The sequence below is a fragment of the Tardiphaga sp. 839_C3_N1_4 genome (assembly GCF_051811045.1).
Lineage (GTDB): Bacteria > Pseudomonadota > Alphaproteobacteria > Rhizobiales > Xanthobacteraceae > Tardiphaga.
Genome location: NZ_JBPWQD010000001.1, coordinates 1,776,047 through 1,791,939, shown reverse-complemented (window position 1 = coordinate 1,791,939; position 15,893 = coordinate 1,776,047). Strand labels below are relative to the sequence as shown.

The window sequence follows — 15,893 nt, the reverse complement described above, 5'->3', positions numbered from 1 at the left end:
ATCCCGGCCGTGTTGCTTCAACGAATTGCAAAAGCCCCCGATGATCGGGGGCTTTTCATTTGGTTACGTATGATTGAACTCGTTGGTGTACCTAAATCTTCTGCCCCGCCGGTGTCTTCGGCCCCGCCGGAACGCTGCCACTCCCGCCCACATCGATCCTGATCCGCTGCACCTCCGTGCGCCCGGCCGGATACTTCACCTCGATGGTCACTTCATCACTGCCGACGAAGTCCGCCTTCGATTGATAGAAGGCGATGAACCCTGGCACTTCGAGCGCGAGGCACTGTTTGTAGTTGGTGGCGCTCACCTTGCCGCGCTTGATGCTGACGGTGCCGTTCGCAGGTGGGGTCACCATGCGCAAAGCGGGCAGGGTGCCCGAGGTGCAGTCGGGCTGGACGTTAAGATAAACGCCGACCTGGAAGTTGCGCGCGGTCGGGCCCTTGGCGGTCCGCTCGACGACAGACGGTGTCGCTGCAGGCGGCACCGGCGAGGGCGTCTGCGCCCAAAGGGCGGTTCCGGAACCGGTTCCCGCCAGAGTGCTTATGACGAGACTCAGCGCGACGACCGGCTTCCGAAACATGGAATTTCTCTCGATTGGCGGGTGATAACAGCGCGTCGCGACATCCCAAGGATGCAGCAAAAGTGCTGTCATATCAATGGATGGGGCGCCCATGGGCCGGGTTAATGAGGGGCGGTTGGCCGGTCTCACGACTTGGTGTAATTCTTTGAATCAAAACGTGTTTGGGTAGCTCCGCGGGGCAATCGCCACATCTGTGGCGGGCATGCTAGGAGAACTCACGGCGCAAGTATGGTGAATCGCCGCGCCGGCTCTTAAGAATTCTGAGGTTTGTTGAATGGTGTCGAAAGAAACTTCCGCAGCGAAGGATGCGGTGCGCACGCTGCGTGTCGGCGTCGTGGGCGCAGGTGTCATGGGCACCAATCATGGCCGCGTGCTGGCCGGGCTGCCGGGCATCGAAATGGTCGGCATCGTCGATCCCATGCTCGAACATCGCACCCGCGCCGAGAAACTGATCGGCTGCAAGACCTTTGCCGATCTGGACGCACTGCTGGCCGCTGGCGTCGATGCCGTGACCATCGCAGCGCCCACTCACTTGCATCACGAAGTTGCGCTCGCCTGCATCGCCAAGGGCATCCATGTCCTGGTCGAGAAGCCGATAGCATCGACCGTGAAAGAGGGACGCGAGATCGTCGATGCCGCGCAAAAGGCTGGCGTGACTCTGATGATCGGCCATGTCGAGCGTTTCAACCCCGCCGTCGCCACCATCAAGAAGGCGATCGAGGGCGAGGATATTCTGTCGATCGGCATCACACGCGTCGGCCCGTTCCCGCCGCGCATGTCCAATGTCGGCGTTGTCATCGATCTCGCCGTGCATGACATCGACCTGATCCGCTGGTTCACCGAGAGCGACATCGTCGAGGTGCAGCCGCAGCTCGCCTCCGCCGTCGCCGAGCGCGAAGACATCGCGCTGCTGCAGTTCCGCACGGCATCCGGCGTGCTTGCCCATATCAACACCAACTGGCTGACGCCGTTCAAGGCGCGCACCGTCACGGTCGCAACGCGCGGCAAATATGTGATGGGAGATCTGCTGACCCGGCAGGTCACCGAATGTTTCGGCTTCAAGACCGATGGCAGCTATTCGATGCGCCATCTGCCGGTCGGGCAGGACGAGCCGTTGCGCGCCGAATTGATGGCGTTTCTCGATGCGGTGCGCACCGGCGGCGTGCCGGCTGTGACCGGCGAGGAGGGCGTCGCCTCCCTCGAGATCGCGATCCAGTGCCTGGAAGCGCCGAAGAAGCGCGCGGCCACGGCATCACGCCCGGCGCCCCGCAAGGTGGTTGGCTGACGCAAGCGCGACCCGGCGCAAGCATGCGCCGGTTTCCAGTATTCAGACTTCAAGACGACATTCTGCAGGCCAGGCATCATGAACCAGCACACCCGTATCGACCCCGTTCCCTTCATCGATCTCAATGCGCAGCGTCAGCGGCTCGGCACATCGATCGACGAGGCGGTCACCCGCGTGCTCAATCACTGCCAGTTCATCAACGGCCCGGAAGTCACCAAGTTAGAGGCCGAACTCGCCAAATATTGCGGCGCCAAGCATGTGATCAGCTGCGCCAGCGGCACCGACGCGCTGATGATGGTGCTGATGGCTAAGAAGATCGGCCCGGGCGATGCCGTGCTGTGCCCGTCCTTCACTTTCTGCGCCACCGGCGAGGCTGTGGCACTGGTTGGCGCGTCGCCCGTATTTGTCGAAGTCGACGACGTCACTTTCAACATCAGCCCAGAGTCCGTGAAACGTGGCATTGCCGCGGCTAGGAAGGCCGGCCTGAAGCCCCGGGCGATCATCCCGGTCGATCTGTTCGGCCAGCCCGCCGATCTCGACGCGATCAACGCCATCGCCGAGGCTGAGGGGCTGTTCGTGCTGGAAGACGCCGCGCAGGCCTTCGGCGCGACCTACAAGGGCAAGCGCGTCGGCACCTCGGCGCTGGCCACTACCACCAGCTTCTTCCCGGCCAAGCCGCTCGGCTGCTTCGGCGACGGCGGCGCGATCTTCACCGATGACGACCAACTCGCCGAGGACCTGCGCAGCATCCGCATCCATGGCCAGGGCTCCGACAAATACGACAATATCCGCCTCGGCATTACCGGCCGCCTCGACACCATCCAGGCCGCGGTGCTGCTGGAAAAGCTGAAGATCTTCGACGACGAAATCGCCGCCCGCAACAAAGTAGCCGACCGCTACGCCCGCAGCCTTGGCAATATCGTCACGGTGCCGCGTGTCGCCGAAGGCAATACGTCGATCTGGGCCTGCTACGTGATCCGCCTGCCCAAGGGCACCGACCGCGACGCCTTTGCCAATGCGCTGAAGGCACAGGGCGTGCCGACTGCGATCTATTACGCGAAGTCGATGCATATGCAGACCGCCTACAGGGATTATCCGGTTGTCGATGGCGGTCTGCCGGTCTGCGAGGCGCTGTCGGCCGACGTCATCAGTCTTCCGGTGCACGCCTATCTCGACGAGGCCACCCAGGACCGCGTCATCCAGGCTGTGCGCGACGCGCTGGCGACCTAAGTTGAGCGTTTTGCACCGCCGCTTCATGCTGTAGAAGCGGCTGATGCTGGGACGCATTTTCACCGTCGGCGGATATACGCTGCTCTCGCGGATCACCGGTTTCGCGCGCGACATCATGCTCGCGGCGATCCTTGGTGCCGGGCCGGTGGCTGACGCCTTCTTCGTGGCGCTGCGACTGCCCAATCACTTCCGCGCTATTTTCGCCGAAGGCGCGTTCAATGCCGCTTTTGTGCCGGCCTATGCCCATGTGACCGGTAAGGGCGGCCCGGCATCGGCGCATCTGTTTGCCGACCGCATCTTCACGCTGCTGTTTGCGTCACAGGTCGTGCTGCTCATCCTGGCTATTTTGTTCATGCCGCAGGCCATGAGCGTCCTCGCGCCGGGCTTCACCGATGATCCCGCGCAGCGTCATCTCGCCATCGAGCTGACACGCATCACCTTTCCCTATCTGCTGCTGATCACGCTGGTGACGCTCTATGGCGGCATGCTGAACGTCATGCAGCGCTTTGCCAGTGCCGCGGCGGCCTCGATCTTCCTCAATGTCTCCATGATGGCGACGCTGGCGCTGGCCGCGTTCTTTCCGAGTTCAGGTCACGCGGCGGCTTGGGGCGTGTTGATTTCGGGCTTTCTGCAGTATTTCCTGCTCGCCGGTGACTTGCAGCGTCATGGCGGACTTCCTCGTTTTGCGCCGCTGCGTCTCGACGAGGACGTGCGCGGCTTCTTCCGCGCGCTCGGCCCGGCGACGCTGGGCTCCATGGGCACGCAAGTCGCATTGTTTGCCGACACCATCATCGCGACCTTCCTGCCGGTCGGCGCGCTGTCGGCGCTGTATTATGCCGACCGTCTCAACCAGTTGCCGATCGGGGTAATCGGCATCGCCATCGGCACGGTACTCTTGCCGGAAATGTCGCGGCGGATGGCGGCAGACGATCATGTCGGCGCCATGGGCGCGCAGCGCCGCGCCTTCCTGTTCACGCTGTTGTTCTCGCTGCCCTTCGTCGCTGCATTCCTCGTGGTGCCCGATGTCATCATGCGCGCGATGTTTGCCCGCGGGGCCTTCACCAAGGCTGATGCTGCCGTCGCTGCGGCGACACTCGCCGCCTATGCCATTGCGCTCATCCCCTTCGTGATGATCCGCAGCGCGGTTGCAACTTTCAACGCCCGCAAGGACACCACGACGCCGATGATTGCCGCGCTCACCGGCATCGCAGTCAACGTCGCGCTGAAGATTCTGCTGATGGGACCTCTGGCGCAGATCGGCCTCGCGCTTGGCACCGCGGCAGGAGCCTGGATCAATCTGTTGCTGGTCATCTTCTTCGCCATGCGGGCCGGCTATCTCGAATTCGATCGCGCTTTTATGCTGGCGCTCGGCAAATTCGCGCTGACCGGCGTGGTCCTCGCTGCGGCGCTATGGGGGACCGCGCGTCTTGCGGCGGAGCAGTTCGCGGGCCTCACCAGCCTCACCAGCCTCCGCGACGAAGCGACGCTGGGAGTTCTCATCATCGTGACCATCCTGGTCTATTCGGCATTGGTCCTGACGCTTTTCGGCAAAAGCTGGTTGCGCAGCCTGGTCCGCGCCAGATAGCTCGCTTCATCGTGTCCCAAAGTCGGGCAGGGTGACGCCCCGTGCCACTTGCCGCCGTCCTCCCGCAGTGTAGATTGAGTCTAAACTGCATGCGGAGGAACGATGGCCCCCATCAAATTCGGCGTCGGACAGAGTGTCCTGCGCAAAGAAGACGACGCCCTCATTCGTGGCCGTGGCCGCTATACCGACGATCATGCGCCGGTCGCGCTGCATGCCCTGATGCTGCGCTCGCCGCATGCCCATGCTCATTTCACCATCGATGTGACCAAGGCGCGCATGCTTCCAAGTGTCGCCGCGATTCTGACGGCGGAGGACACCAAGGACCTCGGCGGTCTGCCGTGCCTGTTCAATCTCGAAGATCATCCTTTCACCGGGCCGGATTATCCAATCCTCGCTGCCAAGGAAGTCCGCCATGTGGGCGACGCCGTGGCCTTCGTGGTTGCGGAGACTGTCGCGCAGGCGCGCGATGCGATTGAGGCGATCGAGGTCGACTGGAAGCCGCTACCGTCCGTGAACGGTCTGGTCAATGCCGTCGCCAAAGGCGCGCCGCAGGTGTGGGCCGAGCATCCCGGCAATGTGCTGTTCGATGTGCCGATCGGCGACAAGAAGGCGGTCGATGCGGTGTTCGCCAAGGCACCCGTGATTGCCGAAGTGAAGATCGTCAATCCGCGCGTCATCATCAACTATATGGAGACCCGCGCGGCGATCTGTGAATACGACGCCAAGCGCGATTACATGACGCTGACCATCGGCAGCCAGGGCAGCCATCGTCTGCGCGACATCCTCTGCGATAATGTGCTGAAGATGCCCAAGGACAAGATGCGCGTGATCTGTCCCGATGTCGGCGGCGGTTTCGGTACGCGGCTGTTTCCCTACCGTGAATATGCGCTGGTGGCCTTTGCCGCCAAGAAGCTCGGCAAGAATGTGAAGTGGGCGGCGGACCGCACCGATCACTTCCTCGGCGACGCGCAGGGCCGTGACAACGTTACCCATGCACGCATGGCGCTCAGCGAGGATGGCAAGTTTCTCGCCATGGATGTCGACCTGATGGCCGACATGGGCGCGTATCTGTCGACCTTCGGGCCGTACATTCCGCATGGCGGTGCCGGCATGTTGCCGGGTCTTTACGATATCCAGACATTCCATTGCCGCGTCCGCACGGTGTTCACGAATTCAGTGCCGGTGGATGCCTATCGTGGCGCCGGCCGTCCGGAGGCGGCCTATGTCGTCGAGCGTCTCGTCGATCAATGCGCGCGCAAGCTCGGCATGACGCCGGATGCGATCCGCCGCAAGAATTTCATTTTGCCGAAGGCGATGCCGTATAAGACCGCGACGGGCAAGGTGTACGACTCCGGCGATTTCACCGCGCATATGAAACGCGCGATGGATGTGGCGGACTGGAAGGAATTTCCAAAGCGGGCCAAGGCTGCGAAGAAAGAGGGCCTGGTTCGCGGTATCGGCATGGCCACCTATGTGGAGGTCTGCGGCACCATGGGCGACGAGACCGCCAACGTTGCTGTTGGCGCTGATGGCGACATCACCATCCTGATCGGCACCCAATCCACAGGACAGGGCCACCACACGGCCTACGCGCAGATCGTTGCCGAACAGTTCGGCGTGACGCCGGATCGCGTGCACATCATTCAGGGCGACACGGCGAAGGTCGCGACCGGTCTCGGCACCGGCGGCTCCGCATCGATCCCGACCGGTGGCGTCAGCGTGCAGCGCGCCACCAGGCAGCTCGGTATCAACCTCAAGGAGCTCGCGGCGGATGTGCTGGAAACCAGCGCCGCGGACCTAGAAATCGATGGCGGCGTGGTGAAGATCGCCGGCACCGACCGCTCTGTGTCATTCGCCGATCTCGCTAAGAAGGCCAATCCGTCGAAGCTCAATGCGTCCGAAACCTTCAGCAGCGCCGACGGCACCTTTCCGAACGGCACCCATCTGGTCGAAGTCGAGATCGATCCCGCGACCGGCAAGATCGCCATTGTCAATTACGTCATCGTTGACGATTTTGGCGTCACGCTGAATCCGTTGCTGCTGGCCGGCCAGGTTCATGGCGGCACCATGCAGGGCATCGGCCAGGCGCTGATGGAGCAGGCGGTCTATGATCCCGAGGACGGCCAGCTGGTCACTGGCACTTTCATGGACTATGCGCTGCCGCGCGCGGCCGACGGCGCGCCGATTTCGTTCGAGACCCACAATATCCCCTGCGTGACCAATCCGCTGGGGGTGAAGGGGGCGGGCGAGGCCGGAGCCATCGGCTCCTGTCCCGCCGTAGTGAACGCCATTATCGATGGTCTCTATCGCGAATACAAAATCGAGCACATCGACATGCCTGCAACCCCGGAGCGGGTGTGGATGGCGATCCGCGAGCACGAACGGCTCCACACGCTGTAGAGCGCCGCCGCCGGGAATAGCCGGATGGCGGCGGGGTTCATCTACATGTTGCGAACTAGTCCTAGTTGAATTCCAAACAGGGGTATTGGTTGATGAAACGTGCGCTTCTCGTTGTCGGAGCTTTGCTGTTGGGTGTGGGGGCGGTCTCGGCCCAGCAGGAGATCGTCAAGGAACGCCAGACGCTGATGAAGTCCAATGGTCGCGCTCTTGGCGGCACGCTCAGCGCGATGGCCAAGGGCGACAAGCCCTATGATCAGGCCGCGGTCGAGGCCGCGCTGACCGTGCTGGACGAAACCGCCAAGAAGCTGCCGACACTGTTTCCGGACAGCACCAAGGGTCTGAAGGCCGAGGGTGACTATTCGACGTCGCCGAAGGTCTGGGAAGACAAGGCCGGTTTCGATGCCCACATCGTCACCTTCGCCAAGGCCGTCACCGACGCCAAGGCCAAGATCAAGGATCTCGACAGCCTCAAGGCGAATGTCGGCGGCATCGGCAAGGCATGCGGCGGCTGCCACGAGACGTTCAGGCTAAAGGTCTGAACTCAATTGTGAACTCTGAATGAGAGGGCGAACGCCGCAGCGCTCGCCCTTTTGTTCAACCATCTTCGCTTCGAATGTTACTTCGTCACCTGTCCGCGGATCTCGCCGCCTTTGTTGGCCTCAGTGTGGACGTTGACATAGTACTTGCCGGCCAACAGGTCGGCGGCCTGTGCGTCGGTCAGCGTGGCGCTGCCTTCGGATCCGCTGGTGGCCGGCGTGATCGGTACGGCGACGCCGGCATTCTTGCCGGCTTCGGCGGGGCCGTGGAAATGCGCCATGGTCGCAGGACCCGTGAGGCCGGAATAGGTCAGCTTCCAGGTCAGCTTCTTGGTGGCGGGATCGAAGTCGATATCGGCGGTGCCCTTGCCGGCGGTGGTTGTGGCGGGCACTTCGGAGGCGCCGTCGAGCGTCGCCTTCATCTTATCGGCGGAAGCGGGGCTGGCGAGGACGATGCTGGCGCCGAGCGCGAGGGACGCGAGCATGATCGAACGAGGTGACATGGTTTTCTCCCTGATGATGGTGAGGTCGTCATGGCTGGAAACATCCGATACGCCAATTCATTCCCCCAAGGGTCTAAGGGATGGATCACGGTTTCGTTCCGGCAGCGGCTGTTCGACGCGCTTTATGTGCTGAAGTTTGACCAGGATACCGATTGGACATGCACGTGCTGAAACGGCTTTTCATTCTCGCATTTATCGCGGCCATTATCGGTCTTGGCGTGTTCTGGTGGCTGACGATCCCAGTGACAGTGGCTGCGAGCACGCTCCCGCCGCACACGCCCAATCCCGGCAACGGCGCGGTGGTCTTCAATGCCGGTGGTTGCTCGTCATGCCATGCGACGCCGGCGCAGCAGGATCGGCTCAAGCTCGGGGGCGGGCTCCCGCTGACATCGCCGTTCGGTACATTCTATGTGCCCAATATCTCGCCTGATCCTGCCGCCGGTATCGGACGCTGGAGTGAAGCTGATTTCGTCACGGCACTGATGAAAGGCACTTCGCCGAACGGCTCGCACTACTTTCCGGCGTTCCCATACACGTCCTATCAGCACATGAAGGTGGAGGATATCAGGGATCTGTTTGCCTATCTGAAGACACTGCCGCAAGTGGCCAGCAAGGCGCCGGATCATGCGGTGCCATTTCCATTCAACATCCGCCGCAGCCTCGGTATCTGGAAATTGCTCTTCCTGGATGGCAAGCCGTTCGTGACGGATCCGTCGAAGTCACCGCAGTGGAATCGTGGCAGCTATCTGGTCAATGCGCTGGGCCACTGTGCCGAGTGCCACAGCCCGCGCAACGCGCTGGGCGGCATCGTGACGGCACAACGCTTTGCCGGAGGTCCGAACCCCGACGGCGAGGGCTGGGTGCCCAACATCACCCAGAAGGGCCTCTCCGACTGGAGCGAGAAGGACATCGCGTATTTCCTCGAAACCGGACAAACCCCGGACGGCGACACCGCCGGCGGCGCCATGGCCCGCGTGATCCGCAATACCTCCCAGTTGAGCGCAGACGACCGCTCGGCGATGGCGCTCTATCTGAAGTCGCTGCCCCCGGTAGAGGGGCCGCCAAGGCCTGCCAAAAAGGGCTAAAGCCGCCCGCGCAAGGTTGGGTTGTGGCGAGGTGCAGCCCTGCATGGAAACCCGCCAAGCCATGTCGCATCGGCGGTTTTCGTGAGGAGGCTCACGTGATTGTGTGCTGCAACATGAAGACCCCCACGATTCCCCCGATCTCCATTTCCCCGAACTCATGAACATCTTCAAAGCCGTGTCGCTGAAGATTGCCAGCACCATGGCGTTTGCCATCATGGGCGCGCAGGGGCGCTATCTCGGCAGCGACGTGCCGCTCGGCGAGATCGTGTTTGCGCGCGGGTTGTTTGCGCTGATTCCGATTGTGCTGTTCTTCGGCTTGCGCGGTCAGTTGCGCGGCGCGCTGCGTACCAACCGCGTCTCCGCGCATCTGGTGCGTGGTTCATTCAGCGTGATCGGGACGTTCTGCACCTTCGGCGCCCTGGCGCGATTGCCGATCGCGGATGTCACTGCCATTGCCTTCATCGCGCCGCTGATCACCGTGGTATTCGCCGCGATCTTCCTGAAAGAGCAGGTCCATGCCTATCGCTGGTCGGCGGTGGCGATCGGGTTTTCTGGCGTGATCCTGATGCTGTCGCCGTATTTCCACGACCACGCGGCGCTGACCACGTCGATGATCATTGGTCTGTCGCTGGCACTGCTCAACGCTTTCTCGTCAGGCGGTGCGACCATCCAGATCCGCCGACTGACCGCAACGGAGTCCTCATCCGCGATCGTCATCTTCATGACGCTGATCGTGATGGCGGCGTCGCTGCTCACGGCGCCATTCGGCTGGCGCTGGCCGACGGATTTCGAACTGGCCCTGTTGGTCGGCATCGGCATTTCCGGTGGCCTCGGCCAGATGCTGTTCACCGAAAGCTATCGCTACGCGCCGGCGTCCTTCCTGGCGCCGTTCGACTACACGGCGATGCTGTGGGCCTTCCTGCTCGGCTTCTGGATGTTCGGCGAGGTGCCGACGCCCTATGTGGTTGGCGGCGCGGTGATCGTCGCGGGCGCAGGCATTTTCGTCATCCTGCGTGAGCGCCATCTCGGCCTGAAGCGGCTGCGTGACACGCCGATGTCGCCGATTTCCACCATGGCCGATGATGAAGCCGATCCGGATGCGCCTATTGCCGTCCGCGCAAAGTCGCGCTGATTTTTCGGTCAATTTTGTTGCAATGCACACTGCGCTTTGCTGGCAAGCTACGACATTTCGATTTTAGAACGCGCGCAAATCACGGGGCCTTGCTCCTGCCACGCGGCTGGATTTATATGCATTTGCTGCTTTCACGCGGCACCCCGTGCATGACGGGCTCATGAGGCGAAATGACCGCGCAAGGGTGCTTGCCGGACGTGTCGTTCCTTCCCAGATAGACCCGGCTGCACAGCGTTTTCCGACGACAGACGTTCCCGAAATCAAAGAGGTTACCAATGGTCAACCGCCTGCAATTCTACATCGATGGCGCCTGGGTCGATCCCGTCGTCAAGAAGACCACCCCTGTCGTGAATCCGGCGACTGAAGATGCGATGTACGACATTGCGCTGGGCTCCAAGGCTGACGTCGACAAGGCTGTCGCCGCTGCCAAGCGCGCTTTCGAGACGTTCTCCCAGACCACCCGTGAAGAGCGCATCGCGCTGCTCGAAAAGATCATCGCGGTCTACAAGACCCGCATGTCGGATATTGGCGCGTCGGTCTCCGACGAAATGGGCGCTCCGCTGCCGATGGCCGAGAAGCTGCAGGCCGGTGCCGGCCTCGGTCACCTCGTCGCCACGCTCGACGTGCTGAAGACCTACAAGTTCGACGAGGCGCACAACGCTGCCATGATCACGAAGGAGCCGATTGGCGTCGTCGGCATGATCACCCCGTGGAATTGGCCGCTGAACCAGATCGCCTGCAAGGTCGCTCCCGCGCTCGCCGCCGGCTGCACCATGCTGCTGAAGCCGTCGGAATACACCCCGACCTCGGCCTTGATCTTCGCGGAAATCCTCCATGAAGCCGGCGTGCCGAAGGGCGTGTTCAACCTCGTGAATGGTCTGGGCCCCGACGTCGGCGTCGCCATGAGCGAACACCCGGACATCGATATGATCTCCTTCACCGGTTCGACCCGCGCCGGTATCGACGTTGCCAAGCGCGCCGCGAACACCGTGAAGCGCGTCAGCCAGGAGCTCGGCGGCAAGTCGCCAAATGTGATCCTTGACGGCGCCGACTTCGTGAAGGCCGTCACCGGCGGCGTCGCGCACATGTTCAACAACTCCGGACAGTCGTGCAACGCGCCGAGCCGCATGATCGTGCCGCAGGCGAAGATGAAGGAAATCGCTGCCATCGCGAAGGCGCAGGCCGACAAGACCAAGGCCGGCGATCCACGTGCCGACGGCACTGTCATCGGTCCGGTGGTCAATCGCGGCCAGTGGGACAAGATCCAGGGCCTGATCCAGAAGGGCATCGAGGAAGGCGCCACGCTGGTCGCAGGTGGCCCGGGCCTGCCGGAAGGCGTCAACAAGGGCTTCTATGTGCGTCCGACGATCTTCGCCGACGTCACCGAGAACATGACCATCGCGCGCGAGGAAATCTTCGGGCCGGTGCTCGTGATCATGGGGTCCAAGGACGAAGCCGATGCGCTCCGCATCGCCAATGACACCCCGTACGGCCTCGCTGGCTACGTCTCGGCTGACACGGTCGAGAACGCCCGTAAGTTCGGCCGTCGCATCCGCGCCGGCAACGTCAACCTGCAGGGTGCTCCGAACGACCGCACCGCGCCGTTCGGCGGCTACAAGCAGTCGGGCAACGGCCGCGAATGGGGCAAGCACGGTCTCGAGGACTTCCTCGAAGTCAAGGCGATCGCAGGCTACACCGCGGCGTAAGACCGCGCATTTGAAGCAACAGCTTCGTGACTGATAGACGCCGGGGCGGTAACGCCCCGGCGTTTTTGTTTCTGGCACATCACTATCGACCATCGTCCCCGCCTTCGTGGGGACGACAATAGAGAGGTTCGTGCCTATCCCCCCAGCGCCCCCTGCGTGTTGACATACACCGCATAGATCGACTGGCTCGATGCCATGAACAGCCGGTTGCGTTTCACGCCGCCGAAACAGACATTGGCGCAGCGCTCGGGCAGCGCGATGCGGCCGATCTGTTCGCCGTCGGGCGCGAAGACGAAGACGCCGTCGAGCTCCGGCTTGCCCATGCCCCAGCCGCACCACAGATTGCCGTCGATATCGCAACGCATGCCGTCGGGCGTGCCTGGGCCCGCATCGATCAGTACGCGCTTGTTCTTCAACGTCTTGCCGTCGGCGGCAACGTCGTAAGCGAGAATCTTGCGGTTCGGCACGCCGCGGGATTCCACGACATAGAGCAGCTTCTCGTCAGGTGAAAAACACAGTCCGTTCGGGCCGAGCACATCATCGGCGACGATGGTGGACGTCAACGTATCGCCGTCGATGCGATAGATATTCTGTCCGATCTCGGATGGCGCCTTGTTGCCCTCATAGTCGCTCATCAGGCCGAACGGCGGATCGGTGAACCAGATCGAGCCGTCGGATTTCACGACGACATCGTTCGGTGAGTTCAGTTTTCTGCCTTCGAAATTATCCATCAGTACCGTGATGGAACCGTCATATTCGGTGCGGGTGATGCGGCGGCCGTGCTCGCAGGTGATCAGGCGTCCCTGGCGATCTCGCGTGTTGCCATTGCCGTAATTCGACGGTCTGCGGAAATCGCTGACCGCGCCGGTTTCCTCTTCCCATTTGATAATGCGGTTGTTGGGAATGTCGGAGCACAACAGATATCGCCCGTCGCCGAACCATACCGGTCCTTCGGCCCAGCGCATGCCGGTGGCGATGCGTTCGATGGCGCCGAGCTTGATCCAGTATTTTTCGAAGCGGGGATCGAGGGCGTGAATAGCGGGATCGGGATAATAGGTCGCCGGGCGCCAACCGGGCGATGATGTGTCGGACATTGGCGTCTCGTTCCCTGTCGTTTCCTTGGATGTGTTTGCTAACATCGGCGAGGGTGAGCGGCAAGCAATGCCGTTTGCACTGCCTTGCCGTTGCGCCCGCGCCGCGCCATACTTGTCTGACAACTGACAACATCACGAGGGACGGAATGAAGATCTTGATGACGGGCGCATCTGGCGGAATCGGCACGCGCTTGCGCGAATTGCTGCCGCCGATCTATCCGGACCTCGTGCTGAGCGATCTCACAACGCCGCCAAATCTCAAGCCAACCGAGAACTTCAAGCAGGCTGATCTGGCCGATCTCGCCGCCGTGGAGGCGATCTGCGAGGGCGTCGACGGCATCCTGCATTTCGGCGGTTTCTCGGTGGAGGGGCCATGGGACACCATCCTGCAGGCCAATATCATCGGCGGCTACAATCTGTTCGAGGCTGCGCGCAAGAAGGGCGTCAAGCGCATCATCTTCGCGTCATCGAACCACGCGGTCGGCTTCTATCCACGCCACAGCAAGATTCCCCCGGATGTCACGGCGCGGCCGGACAGCCGCTACGGCGTCAGCAAGGTGTTCGGCGAAGCGGTGGGCTCGCTCTATGCTGATAAATACGGGCTGTCGGTGACGTGTCTGCGGATCGGCAATTTCGGCGACCGTCCGCTGGACCAGCGCCGGCTGTCGATCTGGCTGAAGCCGGAGGATCTGGTGCAGCTCTGCCAGATCGGCCTCGAACATCCCGCCATCCATTTCGAGGTGCTGTATGGCGCCTCCTATAACGAGCGTGCCTGGTGGGATAACTCCCGCGCCTATGAGCTCGGCTATCGCCCAACTGGCAAAGCCGAAGATCATCGCGAACACGCAATGGCGGAACAGGCGAGGATGAAACCCGATCCGGTCGGTGATTTCTATCAGGGCGGGGCGTTTTGCAGTGCCGAATTCGCTGGTGATTTCAGCAAGGTGTGGGAGCCGAAATAGGGGCACAGCCAGTCCGTCCCGCACATTGACAAGAATTTTGGCGGCTTCATAAGAAGCATTCAAAACAAGCTTGGAATGGGAACGCGACATGGCCGACGGATTGCGCAAGGGGCTGACCAGTTACGGCGATGCCGGGTTCTCGCTGTTCCTGCGCAAGGCCTTCATCAAGGCCATGGGCTATTCCGACGATGCGCTGGACCGGCCCATCGTCGGCATCACCAACACCCATAGCGATTACAATCCCTGTCACGGCAATTCGCCCCAGATCATCGAAGCGGTGAAGCGCGGCGTGATGCTGGCCGGCGCGCTGCCGATGGTGTTTCCGACCATCTCGATCGGCGAAAGCTTTGCGCATCCGACCTCGATGTATCTGCGCAATCTGATGGCGATGGATACCGAGGAGATGATCAAGGCGCAGCCGATGGATGCGGTGGTGGTGATCGGCGGCTGTGACAAGACGCTGCCGGCGCAGATCATGGCGGCGCTGTCGGTCGATCTGCCGACGGTGGTGATCCCGGTGGGTCCGATGGTGGTCGGCCATCACAAAGGCGAGGTGCTGGGCGCCTGCACGGATTGCCGGCGCATGTGGGGCAAGTTCCGCGCCGGCGAGATCGACCAGCAGGAAATCGACGATGTGAACGCGCGCCTCGCGCCGTCGGTCGGCACCTGCATGGTGATGGGCACGGCCTCCACCATGGCCTGCATCACCGAAGCCATGGGCCTGTCGCTGCCGATGAGCGCGACGATCCCGGCACCGCATGCGGAGCGCTTTCGCTCTGCAGAAGCCAGCGGCAAGGTTGCCGCAACGCTCGCGAAGAACAAGGGGCCGAAGCCGAGCGAATTTCTGACGCCGGGCTCGTTCCGCAATGCGCAGGTCGTGCTGCAGGCGATTGGCGGCTCTACCAACGGCCTCATTCATCTCACGGCCATGGCCAACCGCACGCCGAACCGGATCGATCTCGCCGCTTTCGACGAACTCGGACGCGACGTGCCGGTGCTGGTCGATCTGAAGCCGTCAGGCGATCACTATATGGAGCACTTCCATCACGCGGGCGGCGTGCCCAAGCTGATGCAGCAGCTCGGCGATCTCATCGACCTCGATGCAAAATCTGTCACCGACGAGACGCTGCGCGAGATCGTTGCCAATGCCGAAGAGGTGCCGGGCCAGGACGTGATCCGCTCGAAGGACAATCCGATCAAGCGCGAAGGTGGGCTGGCGATCCTGCACGGTAATCTGGCGCCGCGCAGCGCCGTCATCAAGCATTCCGCCGCGTCGCCGAAGCTGATGCAGCACACCGGCCGTGCCGTTGTGTTCGAGTCCGTCGAGGACATGACCAACCGCGTCGACGATCCCGATCTCGATGTGACTGCGGATGACGTGCTGGTGCTGCGCAATGCCGGTCCCAAGGGCGCACCGGGCATGCCGGAGGCCGGCTATCTGCCGATCCCCATGAAACTGGCCCGCGCCGGCGTGAAGGACATGGTCCGCATTTCCGACGCGCGCATGAGCGGCACAGCCTTCGGCACCATCGTGCTGCACATCACGCCGGAAAGCGCCGTGGGTGGTCCGCTGGCGCTGGTGAAGAATGGCGACATGATCCGGCTGGATGTGGCAAAGCGATCCATCGATCTGTTGGTCGACGATGCCGAGCTTGCGAAGCGCCAGGCTGCGCTCCCGCCAGCGAAGACGCCGGACTGGGCGAAGCGCGGCTATGCGCATCTGTTTCACACCACGATCCTGCAGGCCGATGACGGCTGCGACTTCGATTTTATGACGGCAAAGGGGAAGGGCTGA

The 15,893-nt window shown here is 62.3% G+C and carries 13 protein-coding genes; 10 read left to right on the top strand and 3 right to left on the bottom strand.

Translation table 11 applies throughout. From position 1 onward, the window contains the following. Positions 1-91 precede the first annotated feature (91 nt). A complete protein-coding gene (locus AB8A38_RS08890; RefSeq protein WP_315841491.1) occupies positions 92-580 on the bottom strand; it encodes a hypothetical protein in 489 nt (162 codons plus the stop codon). 274 nt (positions 581-854) lie between these two features. Between AB8A38_RS08890 and AB8A38_RS08885 the strand changes: the two genes are divergently transcribed. The 5 genes from AB8A38_RS08885 to AB8A38_RS08865 all read left to right on the top strand — a co-directional run bounded on the left by AB8A38_RS08885 (position 855) and on the right by AB8A38_RS08865 (position 7,619). Further along, entirely contained in the window at positions 855-1,865 is a 1,011-nt protein-coding gene (locus AB8A38_RS08885) for a Gfo/Idh/MocA family protein (protein WP_315841492.1), read from the top strand. A 78-nt stretch (positions 1,866-1,943) separates the two neighbouring features. Next, positions 1,944-3,095, top strand: a complete 1,152-nt coding sequence (locus tag AB8A38_RS08880; protein ID WP_315841493.1) for a DegT/DnrJ/EryC1/StrS family aminotransferase — start codon at positions 1,944-1,946, stop codon at positions 3,093-3,095. Positions 3,096-3,138: 43 nt separating this feature from the next. Further along, a complete protein-coding gene (gene murJ / locus AB8A38_RS08875; RefSeq protein ID WP_439085735.1) occupies positions 3,139-4,680 on the top strand; it encodes a murein biosynthesis integral membrane protein MurJ in 1,542 nt (513 codons plus the stop codon). 102 nt (positions 4,681-4,782) lie between these two features. Then, complete coding sequence (locus tag AB8A38_RS08870; RefSeq protein WP_439085734.1) at positions 4,783-7,080, top strand: xanthine dehydrogenase family protein molybdopterin-binding subunit; 2,298 nt, start codon at positions 4,783-4,785, stop codon at positions 7,078-7,080. 92 nt (positions 7,081-7,172) lie between these two features. Beyond that, entirely contained in the window at positions 7,173-7,619 is a 447-nt protein-coding gene (locus AB8A38_RS08865) for a c-type cytochrome (RefSeq protein WP_315841496.1), read from the top strand. A 77-nt stretch (positions 7,620-7,696) separates the two neighbouring features. On the opposite strand, the gene AB8A38_RS08860 is transcribed toward AB8A38_RS08865, so the two are convergent. Further along, positions 7,697-8,119 carry a CHRD domain-containing protein gene (locus tag AB8A38_RS08860; protein ID WP_439085733.1) on the bottom strand — a complete coding sequence of 141 codons (423 nt, stop codon included), beginning with the start codon at positions 8,117-8,119 and terminating at the stop codon, positions 7,697-7,699. A 164-nt stretch (positions 8,120-8,283) separates the two neighbouring features. Here AB8A38_RS08860 and AB8A38_RS08855 point away from each other — a divergent pair, with 164 nt between their 5' ends. From AB8A38_RS08855 to AB8A38_RS08845, 3 genes are all read left to right on the top strand, one after another. Further along, the gene (locus AB8A38_RS08855; RefSeq protein WP_439085732.1) at positions 8,284-9,204 is read left to right on the top strand and encodes a c-type cytochrome; all 921 of its coding nucleotides are present in this window, start codon (positions 8,284-8,286) and stop codon (positions 9,202-9,204) included. 157 nt (positions 9,205-9,361) lie between these two features. Continuing rightward, on the top strand, positions 9,362-10,336 hold the full coding sequence (locus AB8A38_RS08850; protein WP_439085731.1) for a DMT family transporter: 975 nt from the start codon (positions 9,362-9,364) through the stop codon (positions 10,334-10,336). Between the two features lie 275 nt (positions 10,337-10,611). Then, positions 10,612-12,042: an aldehyde dehydrogenase family protein gene (locus tag AB8A38_RS08845; RefSeq protein WP_068738114.1), complete on the top strand. Its 1,431-nt coding sequence runs from the start codon at positions 10,612-10,614 to the stop codon at positions 12,040-12,042. Positions 12,043-12,176: 134 nt separating this feature from the next. Here AB8A38_RS08845 and AB8A38_RS08840 read toward each other — a convergent pair whose 3' ends face one another. Further along, positions 12,177-13,136 carry an SMP-30/gluconolactonase/LRE family protein gene (locus tag AB8A38_RS08840; RefSeq protein WP_439085730.1) on the bottom strand — a complete coding sequence of 320 codons (960 nt, stop codon included), beginning with the start codon at positions 13,134-13,136 and terminating at the stop codon, positions 12,177-12,179. Between the two features lie 146 nt (positions 13,137-13,282). On the opposite strand from AB8A38_RS08840, the gene AB8A38_RS08835 reads away from it, so the two are divergent. Further along, a complete protein-coding gene (locus AB8A38_RS08835; protein ID WP_439085729.1) occupies positions 13,283-14,098 on the top strand; it encodes an NAD-dependent epimerase/dehydratase family protein in 816 nt (271 codons plus the stop codon). An 88-nt stretch (positions 14,099-14,186) separates the two neighbouring features. Beyond that, a complete protein-coding gene (locus tag AB8A38_RS08830) occupies positions 14,187-15,893 on the top strand; it encodes an IlvD/Edd family dehydratase (RefSeq protein WP_439085728.1) in 1,707 nt (568 codons plus the stop codon).

Excerpts from the sequence above, each read along its gene's own strand:
- AB8A38_RS08835 (WP_439085729.1), top strand. The coding sequence starts at position 13,283 with ATGAAGATCTTGATGACGGGCGCATCTGGCGGAATCGGCACGCGCTTG.
- AB8A38_RS08830 (WP_439085728.1), top strand. The coding sequence starts at position 14,187 with ATGGCCGACGGATTGCGCAAGGGGCTGACCAGTTACGGCGATGCCGGG.
- AB8A38_RS08870 (WP_439085734.1), top strand. The coding sequence starts at position 4,783 with ATGGCCCCCATCAAATTCGGCGTCGGACAGAGTGTCCTGCGCAAAGAA.
- AB8A38_RS08890 (WP_315841491.1), bottom strand. The coding sequence starts at position 580 with ATGTTTCGGAAGCCGGTCGTCGCGCTGAGTCTCGTCATAAGCACTCTG.
- AB8A38_RS08850 (WP_439085731.1), top strand. The coding sequence starts at position 9,362 with ATGAACATCTTCAAAGCCGTGTCGCTGAAGATTGCCAGCACCATGGCG.
- AB8A38_RS08840 (WP_439085730.1), bottom strand. The coding sequence starts at position 13,136 with ATGTCCGACACATCATCGCCCGGTTGGCGCCCGGCGACCTATTATCCC.
- AB8A38_RS08885 (WP_315841492.1), top strand. The coding sequence starts at position 855 with ATGGTGTCGAAAGAAACTTCCGCAGCGAAGGATGCGGTGCGCACGCTG.
- AB8A38_RS08845 (WP_068738114.1), top strand. The coding sequence starts at position 10,612 with ATGGTCAACCGCCTGCAATTCTACATCGATGGCGCCTGGGTCGATCCC.
- AB8A38_RS08865 (WP_315841496.1), top strand. The coding sequence starts at position 7,173 with ATGAAACGTGCGCTTCTCGTTGTCGGAGCTTTGCTGTTGGGTGTGGGG.
- AB8A38_RS08860 (WP_439085733.1), bottom strand. The coding sequence starts at position 8,119 with ATGTCACCTCGTTCGATCATGCTCGCGTCCCTCGCGCTCGGCGCCAGC.
- murJ (WP_439085735.1), top strand. The coding sequence starts at position 3,139 with ATGCTGGGACGCATTTTCACCGTCGGCGGATATACGCTGCTCTCGCGG.
- AB8A38_RS08880 (WP_315841493.1), top strand. The coding sequence starts at position 1,944 with ATGAACCAGCACACCCGTATCGACCCCGTTCCCTTCATCGATCTCAAT.